General features: G+C 32.3%; 15 protein-coding genes and 1 pseudogene. 5 read left to right on the forward strand and 11 right to left on the reverse strand.

Annotated elements, in window-relative coordinates; all coding sequences use genetic code 11:
• Positions 1-30: 30 nt before the first annotated feature.
• The gene (locus ACAM25_RS08880) at positions 31-552 is read right to left on the reverse strand and encodes a zinc-ribbon domain-containing protein (RefSeq protein WP_369609376.1); all 522 of its coding nucleotides are present in this window, start codon (positions 550-552) and stop codon (positions 31-33) included.
• Between the two features lie 326 nt (positions 553-878).
• Here ACAM25_RS08880 and ACAM25_RS08885 point away from each other — a divergent pair, with 326 nt between their 5' ends.
• Entirely contained in the window at positions 879-2,939 is a 2,061-nt protein-coding gene (locus ACAM25_RS08885) for a xanthine dehydrogenase family protein molybdopterin-binding subunit (protein ID WP_369609377.1), read from the forward strand.
• Here ACAM25_RS08885 and ACAM25_RS08890 read toward each other — a convergent pair.
• Positions 2,903-3,691 (reverse strand): DUF929 domain-containing protein, encoded by a 789-nt coding sequence (locus ACAM25_RS08890; protein WP_369609378.1) that lies wholly within the window; start codon positions 3,689-3,691, stop codon positions 2,903-2,905. The genes ACAM25_RS08885 and ACAM25_RS08890 overlap by 37 nt on opposite strands.
• A gap of 170 nt (positions 3,692-3,861) precedes the next feature.
• On the opposite strand from ACAM25_RS08890, the gene ACAM25_RS08895 reads away from it, so the two are divergent.
• Positions 3,862-4,191, forward strand: a complete 330-nt coding sequence (locus ACAM25_RS08895; RefSeq protein ID WP_369609379.1) for a hypothetical protein — start codon at positions 3,862-3,864, stop codon at positions 4,189-4,191.
• Here ACAM25_RS08895 and ACAM25_RS08900 read toward each other — a convergent pair.
• The gene (locus tag ACAM25_RS08900; RefSeq protein ID WP_369609380.1) at positions 4,171-4,542 is read right to left on the reverse strand and encodes a MarR family transcriptional regulator; all 372 of its coding nucleotides are present in this window, start codon (positions 4,540-4,542) and stop codon (positions 4,171-4,173) included. The two genes, ACAM25_RS08895 and ACAM25_RS08900, sit on opposite strands and share 21 nt — an antisense overlap.
• A gap of 219 nt (positions 4,543-4,761) precedes the next feature.
• Complete coding sequence (locus ACAM25_RS08905) at positions 4,762-5,847, reverse strand: MFS transporter (protein WP_369609381.1); 1,086 nt, start codon at positions 5,845-5,847, stop codon at positions 4,762-4,764.
• A 113-nt stretch (positions 5,848-5,960) separates the two neighbouring features.
• On the opposite strand from ACAM25_RS08905, the gene ACAM25_RS08910 reads away from it, so the two are divergent.
• On the forward strand, positions 5,961-6,356 hold the full coding sequence (locus tag ACAM25_RS08910) for a hypothetical protein (protein ID WP_369609382.1): 396 nt from the start codon (positions 5,961-5,963) through the stop codon (positions 6,354-6,356).
• A 262-nt stretch (positions 6,357-6,618) separates the two neighbouring features.
• Here the strand turns inward: ACAM25_RS08910 and ACAM25_RS08915 are convergent, their stop codons facing one another.
• Genes ACAM25_RS08915 through ACAM25_RS08925 form a run of 3 tightly spaced genes read right to left on the reverse strand, consistent with a single transcriptional unit; the run spans position 6,619 to position 8,730 of the window.
• A complete protein-coding gene (locus ACAM25_RS08915) occupies positions 6,619-7,425 on the reverse strand; it encodes an ABC transporter permease (protein ID WP_369611649.1) in 807 nt (268 codons plus the stop codon).
• Positions 7,413-8,336, reverse strand: a complete 924-nt coding sequence (locus ACAM25_RS08920) for an ABC transporter ATP-binding protein (RefSeq protein ID WP_369609383.1) — start codon at positions 8,334-8,336, stop codon at positions 7,413-7,415. The genes ACAM25_RS08915 and ACAM25_RS08920 overlap by 13 nt, the downstream gene beginning before the upstream one ends.
• Positions 8,320-8,730, reverse strand: a complete 411-nt coding sequence (locus ACAM25_RS08925) for a PadR family transcriptional regulator (RefSeq protein ID WP_369609384.1) — start codon at positions 8,728-8,730, stop codon at positions 8,320-8,322. Before ACAM25_RS08925 ends, ACAM25_RS08920 begins: the two co-directional genes overlap by 17 nt.
• Before the next feature lie 110 nt (positions 8,731-8,840).
• On the opposite strand from ACAM25_RS08925, the gene ACAM25_RS08930 reads away from it, so the two are divergent.
• Positions 8,841-9,167 carry a winged helix-turn-helix transcriptional regulator gene (locus ACAM25_RS08930; protein ID WP_369611650.1) on the forward strand — a complete coding sequence of 109 codons (327 nt, stop codon included), beginning with the start codon at positions 8,841-8,843 and terminating at the stop codon, positions 9,165-9,167.
• 13 nt (positions 9,168-9,180) lie between these two features.
• On the opposite strand, the gene ACAM25_RS08935 is transcribed toward ACAM25_RS08930, so the two are convergent.
• The 4 genes and pseudogenes from ACAM25_RS08935 to ACAM25_RS08950 form a co-directional block, all read right to left on the reverse strand.
• The gene (locus ACAM25_RS08935) at positions 9,181-10,737 is read right to left on the reverse strand and encodes a sodium:solute symporter (RefSeq protein ID WP_369609385.1); all 1,557 of its coding nucleotides are present in this window, start codon (positions 10,735-10,737) and stop codon (positions 9,181-9,183) included.
• On the reverse strand, positions 10,734-10,940 hold the full coding sequence (locus tag ACAM25_RS08940) for a DUF3311 domain-containing protein (RefSeq protein ID WP_369609386.1): 207 nt from the start codon (positions 10,938-10,940) through the stop codon (positions 10,734-10,736). Before ACAM25_RS08940 ends, ACAM25_RS08935 begins: the two co-directional genes overlap by 4 nt.
• 225 nt (positions 10,941-11,165) lie before the next feature.
• A complete protein-coding gene (locus tag ACAM25_RS08945; RefSeq protein WP_369611651.1) occupies positions 11,166-11,393 on the reverse strand; it encodes an LSM domain-containing protein in 228 nt (75 codons plus the stop codon).
• A 78-nt stretch (positions 11,394-11,471) separates the two neighbouring features.
• Positions 11,472-12,129 (reverse strand): annotated as a pseudogene (locus tag ACAM25_RS08950) (IS6 family transposase).
• Between the two features lie 186 nt (positions 12,130-12,315).
• Between ACAM25_RS08950 and ACAM25_RS08955 the strand changes: the two are divergent.
• Positions 12,316-13,905, forward strand: coding sequence for an ATP-binding protein (locus tag ACAM25_RS08955; protein WP_369611652.1), 1,590 nt, complete (start codon positions 12,316-12,318; stop codon positions 13,903-13,905).
• The last annotated feature ends 1 nt before the right edge of the window (position 13,906 follow it).

Below are 13,906 nucleotides of genomic sequence, written 5' to 3' on the forward strand. Positions count from 1 at the left end.
TAATATTCTAAGGGCTAAATTAAAAAATAGTTATAAGGGTGAACCACAATTCATACAGAATCTAGCATTTATAGGATTACTGAATCCACATGATCTACAAACTTTCTGTTGTTGATACATCATTGGTTGAGGATACATTATTGGTTGTTGAAATCCCATCATTGGCTGATTCATTATACTTATTAGTCTTTCAATCTCTTTCATAATATCTTCCTCAATTCTTATATTCCAAACCTCCTCAACTCCCTCAATAACAGCTAAAGGAGTAAAAATCATGGCCGCTATAACATCTTCTGTCACATCAGCAGCTTTTAACCAATCACTCATTCCAACATCTACTGTTAGAACTCCTTGACCTCCAGAAAGCCTAACTGTAAATGCTCTGTTTGCACCAAAAATTGTCCTTAAAATTCCCTCTTTCTTAGCTTGCACAACTATATATTGTCCAGCTGATAATATTTGGGTTTTATAACCTTTACTTTCTAGCCATTGAAGTAAAGCTAAACCTAACTGATTAATATTTACATATACTCCAGTGAAAGTTCTCTGCACGTATAGTCTCTCCTCTATTGAGATTTAAAAAGTTTCTTTCATAAGGGGATGTTATTATTAAGTGCCAAATCCCTAGGAATGAGAAATTATTTATTTATATCTTAATGGCAACAACGTGAACGTTAGCGTTCAGTAATAAATCTTTCGGTTAAAAATTTCGCATACTTATATTAAGTATTTCCGGAAAGTTTTAGATTCTCTTAGGTTTTGAAAATGAAGAGAATAGGCTAAAAACTTATAGGACTTAGTAACGTTAACATGAATTTTTGTTATTCTTCAAACACGTTTGAGGACAAACTTTTAATTTTTCAAATATTCCTCTCTTTGTGAAACTGAGAGAGCACTATCCAATAATAACTGGTAAATCCGTTTATATAGATGATATAAATTTACCTAATATGCTATATTTGGGCGTAGTGAGATCACCTTACGCAAGAGCAATAGTAAATTCTTACACTGAGCCTTCTGGAGTTGAATTGTTTCTAGATTGGAATAAAGTTAAAAAATATATGCCAGTTAGACCAGATCCTAGAACTCAAAATCTGGTAAAGATGCCAGTTGTATCTGATGGAAAAGTGAATTTTGTTGGTCAACCAGTTGTTGCATTTGTTGTAAAAGATATGTACGAAATAGAAGATAAAATTGAAGAAGTTTCAGTAAATTACGATACATTAAATCCAGTAACGAGCATAGATGAAGCCTTAAAAAATGAGGAGAAAATTCATCCGGGTGGAAATATAGCAATAGATATCAACTTAAGTGGTGGTGACGTAGAACAAAAACTAAATGCAGAAATTACAGTAGAAAGAGAAATATTACAAGACAGAATAGTGGCAAACCCAATGGAACCAAAAGGAGTAATAGCGAATTATGATGGTGAGAAGCTTTATATTATAGGTAGTTTTCAATCGTCTTTTCGTATTAGATCAGATCTACAAGAAGCTTTAGGTTTACCACCAGATAAAATAATTGTAAAATCTGCTCCCAATGTTGGGGGAGGATTTGGAAACAAAGTTCCTGCTCATCCAGAATATGTCTTAGCTGCATTAGCATCAATGATCTTAAGGAAACCAGTTAAATGGATTGAAACTAGAAGAGAACACTTAACAAACCCAACTCAAGGGAGAGGAGTAAAGTCTAGGGTAAAGCTTTATGGCAAAAAGGATGGTACAATATTAGGCCTTGAAGGAGAAGTCATTGTAGATTTAGGTGCTTATGCATATACACTCAATACCACTACACCAGCGTTTATAGCTGGCTTATTAAATGGACCTTATAAAATGAGATTCATGAAAATAAGGGCTGTAGGAGTTTATACTAATAAACCACCTACTGGTCCTTATAGAGGTGCAGGAAGGCCCGAAGCAGCATTAATTACCGAAACATTAGTTGAGGATTTTGCTGAAGCAATAAATATGGATTCTGTGGAAGCTAGGAAGAAAAACATTATTGATAGAGAATTTGTAACACCATTGGGAATAAAAATAGACAAAGCTGGTTATCATGAATTAATAGAAAGAGGAGACAAAATATATAGAGAGTTAAAAGAAAAGTATAAAAATAAAGGTGTAGCGTTAGTTGCTTTTACTGAAGTAGTAAGAGCTTCTCCGGGTGAAGGGGCTAAAGTAAGAGTAGGAAAAGGAAAAGTTGAGGTATTTGTAGGTACTGGTCCTCATGGACAAGCACATCAATCAACTTTCGCATTATTAGCTTCTGAAGTTCTCAATATACCTCCAGATAAAATTAATGTATTACTTAATGATACAGAAACCGTGAAAGAGGGCGTAGGTAGTTTCGGAAGTAGATCTGCAGCAGCTGGTGGTTCTGCAGTTATAGAAGCTTGTAAAGGTTTATTAGAAATTCTTAAGAAAAAGAGAATAACTTTGGAGCAAGCTATCAACTCAGATGAATACACAGAGGTCGAAATTTTCTATAAAGCTTCCGATATTTACACGCCTGGAGTTCATATTGCTGTAGTTGATATGGACGAAACATTTAAGCCACGCGTTTTGGAATATTATGCAATTGACGATGTAGGTAAAGCAATAATTAAGGAAGAGGTTGAAGGTCAACTAATTGGAGGTATTTTACAAGGGATTTCTCAAGTGTATCTAGAAGGAGCCCCTTTCGATGAAAATGGTAATCCAGTTTATTCAAGCATAGCAGAAACTGGAGTTCCTACTTCCTTAGAAGCAAGTTATAAATTAACTTTAGAATATATTGAGACTCCTTCTGATTTACCTAGTATGGCTAGGGGAGTTGGAGAGGCTGGTACTACTGGTGCTTTACCAGCTACTTTCATAGCTTTAGAGAAATTGATAGGCAAAAAACTAAATAAAACTCCAGTAACTCAATCTGAAATATTTAGTTCAATAGAAATTACTTGATTTAAATTCTGTTCTGCTTGTAAAATAATACTAGGCATCTCTTTACTACTAAGTAAGTGAGAAGCTAAGCTTTTTGCCTCGCTCATCGATAAAGAAGAAACACCTAGAGCTTGTAATAGTTTTTCTGGAGTTATTGGATTTGAGTAGAGTATGAAAGCATATGTTCCCTTTGGTCCAGTAATAAAGCACATAGTAACTAAATGATGATAAGCTAATGCAATAGATCCATTTCCTTGATTTACTAGTTTATCCCCAATGTTATAAAAGAAAGCTAATTGATATACCCAGTGAGGCACTTCACTTTTTAATTCTTTTAAGCCTAGATAGACAGCTTGGTTTCCAGTAAAGTTAGTAATAGGAATTCCATTAAGTGTTTCATTTAGATATTCATTATAAAGGTAAATAAAATGAAAGTAAACGTTTGATTTAGGAGTGTAGTTTAAGAAAAGTAGGCCAGGTATAGCTGAGCCTAATCTTGGTGCAAACTTAGATGAGTGAGGAATAACACTTACTGTCCCATATTTATTTAAAACTAAGTAAAGAATCCATGATGAAGTCGCCCCATTAGGACAGCCGTACCAACTAATAAAGTATATTTGGACTGAATTATCACCAGCATAGTTTACGTTATTTACCTTAAAAATATAACCTAATCCGCCTATAGCCATTGTTACTTGTGTTCTCATGCTTACTGCTATTATAATACTTATTATAACTATTATTCCCAAAATTATTGGAATTAATTTATTCATTGAATATATCAAGATATATAAGAATAAAAAGTTTTTCAATAAATCATAAATATTGCGAGTGATACTTGTTTATGCGTGAATGTAAATATTGTATGTTTAACTTTTTGATGAGCTAGATTTTATTTTACACTACCTCTAAGTTTTTAAGTTCAATTAAAGAGAGTTAATTTATGGTTTGTCCTTATTACAGAAATGGATATTGCACTTCTCCTCTTTTACCTTCACCAGATGATACTGTCACTACAAAAAGTAGGTGTTATGATAATTTTAAAAGTTGCAGATATTATGTTGAACAAGAATTAAAGAATGAACTAAAGATAAACTTCTTCTCTGAAGTAAACCTATTAAATGAACAGCTTTCTTCTCAGTGTGAATACTTTGATATAAAAAGGGTTAATCAAGGATATATAAGTTATTGTAAAGCAATAAATAGAGTCTTAACTTTATCTCAAGCTAAAAACTGTGTTATTTATTGGCAATCATGTCCTTTCAGAAAGTAATTTCTTTATTGTCTCTCTAACGTTAATTACTAATCTTGATGCGTCACTATTTACTTTCTTATACATGTATTCTTTTTTAATATAATAAGCAAATGTTGGTCTTCCTCTTTTCTTTTCCTCTGGTATTTTCTCTTTCTCTACTAATCCTTTGCTTACTAAATTGTTTATTGCCTTATTAATAGAGGCTTTAGATACTCTTAATTTTCCAGCTATTTCCTCACTTGTCATTTTTTCTCCAGATAATAGTAAGTGTAGTACTTGTATTTCACTACCTCCTAATCCATAGAGGAATGATAGTACTTCATGTATGTCTACTTCTCTGCCATCTGGAAATTTTAACCTTTCAGCCATTTTAATCCCAATTAATATATTTGATTAGAGTAACTAAAAAACACCATATATTTAAAAATGTGTAAATGTGGATAAATGTAAACAGAGTTTAATTGCCTTATTTTAAGGTGAAAAAATAAGATAATTACGTTGTACTTTTGTGTATTAAACAAGATTATTAAACCAACGACAAAAACTTATGAGAAAGTATATATATGTATATAAAAGTACATGAATATATTAAACGAAAAACAAGAGAATGAGAGAGACCAGAGGTCCAATAGATAGCCCAATAATAGCTAATACCTTAAAACCAAGAAAGATCATTAATCCCACATATATAGGTGCTATTAAACTTCCTATTTGAGAGACTGCATTAGCAAATCCCATTGATTTTCCAGCATTTTCATTTCCCATAATTTTTACAATTAAAGAATCTGTAGTAGGTCTATAGAGGAATGATGACAAACCTAATATGAAAGCTATTGGAGACAATAAGTAAAATGATTTGATAAAAGCTATTATGACAGAAGATAATATGAAAAATATGAGAGAGAATAAGACTGCTGATTTCTCATTTTTTACTCTGCTAGCAACAATTATAGAAACTACTTGACCTAGAGAATATATGAAAAAGAGGACCTCAGCAGAGGTTTTATCAATATCGTCATAAAGCACTAAGAAAGGAAATAACCATGAAGATGTTCCCCAGGTACCCCAAAGTTCTCCAGCTCTTATAATACTAACTTTTATCATCTTTTTATTTAAAATGATATTCTTCATTCCTTTAGTAGGAATGTGGTTAATTTTAATAAAGAAAGAGAAAAATGATACAAGCAAGAGAACTAGAATAATAGCAATGTAAAAATAATTCCAGTATACTAAAATAATTGAAGATAAGATAGATAAAATGAGCAGAACTATAGGGGCTGAACTTTCAAGTAATGAAATGTAAGTTGTAACGTTTCCTAAATATGAAATCACCTTAACTGATGAAGGGAATAATCCTGCTGTCGAAAAACCCTCTATTAAATATATAAGATAAAGTTCAATTACGTTATGTACGAAAAATATAGGCAAAAGGAAAATTCCAGAAATAACTGAAGATATAAAAATTACCTTTTTAGGCCCTATATAGTCAATATAAAATCCCCATAAAATTGAACTTGAAATATAACCTAAGTAAAATAAAGATAGAACTAATCCTATTTCTAAAGAGTTTAAATCTAATAACTTAGAAAATATTACTGCAATTACTCCCCAACTTAACCTTATCATTAGTTGAATTGAAGTTGCAGTCCAACTTATAAAAAACTCTTTTCGCATCAATAAGATAGATGTTTGTTTGCTTATAAACTTTTTTCCCTCACTAAATTCTATTATTTTTTGTATATAATTCTATGGAAAAAATTTATATACTTCGATATATTACTTAACTCATGGGAGTTTTTAAAAAAGAGAAAATGTATCCACCAATACCTAATCTACAAGCTGTAATACAGAATTTTGTAACTTATTTAAATAATGATGGATGGAAGACACAATATAAAGTAGAAGGAAATAAGGCAATAGTTCAGGCACAGAAGGGAGGAATATTAAGAGATATAATTGCTGCAGATAGAGCATTAACATTCACTTTTGAACAGTTACCAAATGGAGTTAAAGTTACTGCTGGAATAGGGAAATGGATTCAAAACCTTGCTGTAACTGCCATTGAAACAATCTTACTTTCTGAATTATTTCTCTTTGTCGATGTGCCAGAGATGCTATGGACAGAACATATAGAATCTAGTTTAATGAAGAAACTTGATGAAATAGTATCTACGACTGCATAATCCTCACATAGTTAATATGTCTTCTTCTTTTATTTAAAAACGCTCTCTGAGCAGTTTAGGTAATCAACAATATTTTCTTCTACGTTTTTATCAAACTCACAAAAACTACATGATTTTAACTTCTTTTATTCTATTTAATATTGTTTTATAAACAGCTTGTTTTTATTTAATATTTTTACTAATGCTAAAAATATATGTCTATCGTAATAATCTTTTTTATTTTCTCAGTTATCCAAATGTTTATTAAAGTGGCAAGATATTTTCAGTATTCACTTAATGTACCTTTTTTCCTTGCCCTTCTAAAGGCATAAGTATAAAATCCTATTCCTAATGGAACTAAAATTACATCAAACAGAACCAAGATTAGTATTATGCTTAACAGTTGTAATACCCCTTCTCCGTTAAGCATTGATAATCTTAAACCATTTAACGCCCAAGTCAATGGTAAAGCAAGGCTTACGAGTTTTACTGGTAATGGTAGTATTGAAACTGGGAATACAGTTCCGCTCATTAGTGTTGTAAACGTTGAAAAGAAGAATGCAATTGGATTTCCTTGTTTAACAATCATCGTAAATCCTGCCGAAATCATTGCAAAGCCTATTGTAGAAAGCAGAAGGAGAAAGATGATTATTGCTGTTGCTAAAATGTTTATGTTATATTTAACTCCTAAGGCAAAACCTATTGAAAGCGTAACCACTGAATTAATAGTATTTATAATAAATCCCCAAATTGCTGAATAAACTAAAAATGAAACTACACCACCAGAGGATAATACATAGTATTCAATTGTACCATAAAGTTGTTCGTTTCTTAACCTTTGACTTATTGTTGTAATTATTGATGAAACGTATCCTTGAAAAGCTAAACCAATTACGAAGAAAGCAGTATAATTTGTTACTCCAATTCTCTCAACTAAACTATTTCCTAAAGAGGTTCCCACGAAGTAATAAGTAAATACTGGCAAAACCCAGGATAAAACGTTTAAAATCATCTGTGTCTTGTAACTAGTCCAAATCTTAAAACCACGTAAGTAAATATATGCATAAAGCTTGTCAATTACTCCCCCCATCTTCCCCTCCACCCACCACCTCTTCTTGTTCTATTTCTGGTTGAATCTATTTCTTCACCCATTAAATAAACGAAAACGTCTTCTAATGTAGGTTTTTCTTCTTTTATTACCTCTCCATTAACGTTCTCATTTTCTGGAACTCTTAAGTAGAAAATACCATTGTTATATCCAACAACATATTTGTCTAACCCTTTAGGGACGTCGTTAACTGCAACTATTCTAACTTTTCCTAATTTAGAGATTATCTCTTCCTTAGTCCCTTCAGCTATCACGTTTCCTCTTTTAAGGACTATTATTTTATCTGCTAAGTCTTCTACTTCTTTCATGTTGTGTGAAGTTAGCAAAATTGTCTTTTCCTTACTTATTACTTTAATCAAACTTCTAAAATCTCTTGAACTAACAACATCCATTCCTAAAGTTGGTTCGTCAAGGAGGATAACTGGAGGATCTAGAATTAATGCTCTTGCTAAGGCTAACTTTCTTTGCATTCCAGTACTATATTTCATATATTGTACATTTTTCCATTCAGATAGTCCAACTAATTCTAAGAGCTCTTCAGCTCTCCTTTTTGCTTCACTCTTTGAAAGCCCTTGAATAATACCAAAGAATACTAAGTTATCAAAACCAGATAAACGAAAATAGAAAGCCCTTTCACTAACCATCATAGTACCTATGTTTCTTCTAACTTCCTTTTCATTTTTAGTAACACTATAGCCGTTAATGTAAGCGTCTCCGGAGTCTGGAATGATAAGGGTTGAAAGAATTTTAATTAATGTAGTTTTCCCTGCTCCATTATGACCAACTAATGCCCCAATTTTACCTTTCTCTATTTCAAGATTCACGTTATTTAAGGCTTTTATCTCTTTACCTCCAGTCCTAAAAGTTTTAGATACGTTAACTACTTTTATCAATTTCCTCAAGGCCTCTTTTAAGTATTTCTTTCAGTCTTTCAATCTGTTGTTGTGATAACGAGGACTTGTTATCCATAAGGTATCTTATGTTAGAATCTATTTCTTCAATAATAACTTCGAATTGATGTTCTGGACTAATTAATTCTTTTCCCTTTTCGGTTATTTCATAATAATTTTTTGAACCCTCGACTTTTGAAATCTTTATATATCCTTCTGCTTGAAGCTTGTCTAATGCTGGGTAAATAGCTCCGGGTGATGGTTTCCAAAGGCCTTGAGTTATCTTTTCAATTTCCCTCATAATATCTGCCCCGGTCATAGGCCCTTTTGATGCCAAAATCGTGAGAATAAGGGATGCTAATCCTCTCCTTCTATGATGATGGTGATGAGTCCACATATGATATCATTTATGATATCTATCCTAAAAAGGTTTATCCATAAACTTAAAGGAAAGTGAATTTCCAAAGTAAACTATAAATAGTGAGAAGACAGATTAATTGTAAGAAAATGAATCCAAATAATAATGATAGTAATATTTGTCCTATTGTTGAAACTATTAAAGTTATAGGTACTGAGGCAAAATTACTTGTTTTAAGATATCTTTTCGATGGAGGTAAAGGATTTAATGAACTTCAAAGAATTACTGGCTTAAGTTCAAAAACTTTATCAAATACTTTAAAAGATCTAGAAGAAGCGGGAATTATTAGGAGAGTTATAGTTAGTGACAGGCCTTTTAGAGTAAAATATGAACTTACTGAAAAAGGAAAAGAACTTAAGAGTGTTTTTACTGAGATGGAGAAATGGGGAAATAAACACCTATTGAAAAAAGAGTAAAGAAAAATGCTATTTATCTTGTTCTAACTAGTTCTTCTTCTTTTATAGTTTCTTTGGGTTTCCATCCCATTGCCATTGCTACAATAGTCCCTATAACAGAGACTAGAAGATTTATCCCTAAAGCAATTAACGCTATATAAATTCCACCAATTGGTGTTGATAGTGTTGATACACTTAATTGACCAAAGTGATTTACATAAGCTGTTATTAGCACACCGCTTACCACGCCAGCAATTAAACCAGCTAATAGTGATCTTCCCTCTAATTTATTAGTAAACAATCCAAGAAATACTGGCGGTAATGCTTGTAATACTATTATTCCTCCCAAAAGTTGTAGACCAATAGCAAAGTTTAATGGAACTATGAAGATAAACGCTAAAGCTAAGAATTTGAAGGCAGTTGAGATCCACTTTGCTAATGTGGCTTCACCCCTAGGTGTTAAATCTCTGAATTCTCTTACTACATTCCTTACTAGGAGGTTTGCTGATCCAATAGCCATTATTGAAGCTGGAACTAAACCACCTATAAATATTCCTAAGAATGCTATTCCATTAAACCAGTCTGGCATTGAATATGCTAATAATGCTGGTACTGCAGTTAGCCCATCATATTTCACTGTTAATGAGAGAGCTGGAGGAATGGTATAAACTAAAATTCCAAAAAGTGCTAGCAATGCTAACCCAATACCGTATAATGGAAGTAATGCTGTACCGTACTTTAATTTAGTTTTATCTTCAGCACTTAAAGATCCGTTTATTGCGTGAGGATATAAATATAATGCCATTGCACTGCCAACTGCTAAGGTCCAGAATGCGGGAATTGCTGATGATGGAAGTGAAGGGAATAATGCATATAGTTTTGCTTCATTTTTTGCGCTCAAAGTAGAACTTACTGAACTAAAAGCATGAGTAAAACCACCAATGCTTAATGGAACAGCAATTATTGTGGCTAAAACTGTTATCCAAATCAAAATATCTTTAAATACACCAGTTAGTGCGGCCCCTCTTAGTCCACTTGTTATAGTAAAAGCTGCAAGAATGATAAACGCAATTAGAAGAGATAAATCAAGAGTAAGGTGAGTTGGTGGTAAGCCTAAGCCTACTAATAGAACTATAAGAACGGCTTCCATGCCCACTATTTGTAAGGCTATATACGGTATCTCAGCTACTGCACCTACTAAAGCAACAGCAATTGCTAAGGATTTACTATTAAATCTATCTTTTACGAAATCAGCTGCTGTCACATATCCCCTATTTCTTGAAACGGTCCATAGTCTAGGCATAGTTATAAGCGCTATTGGAAATGTTAAAGCAACATACATTACGGCAAAGTATGCTAAAGCACCTTTTCCAAATGCTAATTCTGGTACTGCAATAAAAGTATAAGCAGTATATAAGTCAGCACCCATTAAAAACCATACTAATAACCATCCTAATCTTCTTCCTCCTAATCCCCATTCATCTAACCTACTTAAGTCTCCTCTTCTCCATCTAGCTCCATAAAAGCCTAAAAAAGCGAAGATTGCAAAAAGTGCTATAAAAATTCCAAGTGTAAGTGTATCTACATTCATTTTTTCTCACCTTCTTCCTTTACGAAATAGGCTACAAGAAATGAAATAACGGTAGTTACTCCTAGCATTAGTATTTGATACCAATAGAACATTGGTAGGCCAGCAATTGTAGGATTAACTTTATCATATAGAGGAAATAGGGAGTACAGTATAAGAATTATTATAACTACAATTAGCATTGCTATATAGTATGCGGAATTCACAAATATTTATCAAATAAAGAGATTAATATGCTTTAATTTATATTGTTATTATAGAGAATTAAAAAATCGACTCCAATATTAAAAAAGTATAAATAAACTACAAACATTAAATAATAAAGCCTATGAGATTTTAAAAATATTAATTTAGATATAGAACAATACTAATTCCTTAATTTAACGAGATTTTATCCTATGTCTAAAATAATTATTTTGACAGCTTAATATTTAAGAAGTCATGGGAGAAACTAAAATCACATTATCTCCTCTTATTATAATAGTACCAACTTTTCTTGTACTCCCATCATTCATAACTTCTTCAGAATTTTCTAATACTAAATTCATGTGCATATCATAACTTTTCAAAGTACCTCTTACTATTTTATCTCCTTTTAATTTAACTAGTACTGTAGAACCTAAAGATTCAGCCAAAACCTTGTGAGCTGTTTCTGCCAAGTTAACTCCCATATTGAGTATAGTTAAACAGTATAAATATTTTACCTCTTTTGTCTCGAGTGTGTCCAACAATTTCTTTCACCTTTTATAAACGGAAAGAGTAAGGTTGAATATTAATAGGAAACTACCGAACCATGCCTTCAAACTTGTTTTACTTGAATTCCAAGGGAAGTGAAAATCCATCACGGAAAGTCTATGCTTTACACTTCTAAACACTTGTTCAACCACATTTCTCTTCCCAAATCTCACATGTTCGTGTTTTACCTTCAAGAGGGAGAAGTAGTTGTATGCTGGTAAACCATCGTGGATATAATAATCATCTAGTTCTTTATCAAGGATTTTAATCTTAATCCTCCTCATGTTATTTACAAGTACTATAACGTCTAATCCACTTCTTGCTTCTGTTATCATGAAGAAGGGAACAAAACCAGTGTTAACATCTCTAACAACCCATAAGTAGTATATTAACCCATTGACTAACAAGATCTTAGTCTCATCAACAGCATAATAACCAGAAAGAGAAATATTTGATAAGGCAAAGTTACTAAGCCTTCTCCAATAGTAATGTACTCTTTGGAATATTAGCCTTTCTCAAGGATAATCCCAAGTAGTATATAGCAAGAGCTTTAGCAATATTCATCAAGTCCCAGAATTTAGGAGAAAAAAGCTTATTATACAATAAAAAGTAATAAATTACTTGGGACAGGAGGGGGACATTAAGATTAAACTTGTGCATTTAATGTTTCCCCAAGTAGAACCTCTCCTGTCCCTTTATAAGGTATTACTACAATAAATTTCTAACAACTTAACAAAATTGTTGGACACACTCTCTCTTCATAAGCACATAATACTCTGTTAAATTAAAAACGAGGAAATACTAAGAAGTCAGAGAAATATAACTTAAGGTAAAAAAGCAAACCTTATCATTGTGGAAAGTGTAGGCATAGTACTACAGAGAGGTGAGAATAATAGCATTTCTGCTCTTCTTAAAGCAGACATTGAAATTACTAGCGGACAACTTTTCCTTATTGAAGATGGAAGTAAGAAAACCGTAGTTAGGCTTGATGAGTATTCTTACATTAATGAGTTCTTTGATGAGAAAGCCCCTTTCAGTAAGACATTATTAAATGATAAAATTGACGTTGAATTACTCCATATGAACACAGTAATAAAGGCTGAAATGTCTATAGTAAAAAGATATAATCATTCTTCAGTACCCAAGCCTGGGTCAATTGTTAAGTTATTACCAGAAATAAAAGATGAAAAAGATCTACTTTCATTTTATCAAATTCCTTCTCTTCAAGGTTACATAGAATATGGAAGACTAGCTGGATCAAAAATTCCCCTTTTACTTGATTTAAATGCAATAACTATGCATATAGGTATCTTTGGTGAAACTGGAAGTGGAAAAAGTTACAATATGAGATATTTAATCACACTTCTTTCTAACATAAAGCTAGGTGATAAATTAACTGCAATACCAATGATAATAATTGACGCTAATGGTGATTATTCTGATTTCACTTCCTTTAACATTGATTTAATTAGCGGTGGTAGAGGATGGATAAAGAAATATGTGATGAGAGATACTCTAAGTGATGCTGAAGTAAGGCTTTCCATTGACCTTTCATTATTTACAGCCAAAGACTTAGCTGACTTCATAATTTCATTAAAATATGGTGACTCAGCTCCAAACTCTCTTCAATCTAACTTATTAGAACAAGTTTTACTTCAGCATGATCCTCAAGAGTATAATTGGCTTTTAGGCAGCAGAGAAGGGATAGAAGCTTTAAAAACGGAGCTTGAAGAGCTAAAAACTTCGGGCTTCAGTCCTAGTACTATAAGAGCAGTTAATAGTTCATTAGAAGTCTTCTATGGAAAGGTTAAAAAGTACAATCTTGTCTCTTCATCTTCATCTATAAATGAACAAACTTTAGATGTAATTTGGAATACAAAAGGATTAGGAATAATAGACTTCTCCTCTGATGGATCTCCAGGGGTAGATATTTCAACTAAACAGTTAATAGTAAGTTACATTGCACGTTTAATTCTTGATTATCTTACTAAGTCTAAGTATTCTGGGAAGCAAAAGCTCTTAGCCTTAGTAATCGAAGAGGCACAAAATTATATTCCTTCAAGCGATTATCCAGTAAATGCAAGAATAACTAAAGATGTATTAGTAACATTAGCGACACAAGGAAGAAAGTTTGGTGTTTCACTATTCTTAGTTTCACAGAGACCAGCATTTGTTGATAAGTACGTTTTATCAATGCTTAACACTTTCTTTTTCCACAGGATTTATCATGAGGACGTTAAATATGTTATGTCAGCAACTGGAGGTTTACCAGAACATTTGTCAAAAAGCTTACCCTCATTGGACACTGGTTATGTAATAGTGTCTGGATTAATGTCAGCCTTAAGATCGCCAGCATTAGTTAAGATACCATGGGATGATAGGATTGGATCTTACGCTGGTTACGTTTCTGATATAGAAAGCATTTTGGTGGGTTAAA

The organism is Sulfurisphaera javensis (assembly GCF_041154675.1).
Classification (GTDB): Archaea; Thermoproteota; Thermoprotei_A; order Sulfolobales; family Sulfolobaceae; genus Sulfurisphaera; species Sulfurisphaera javensis.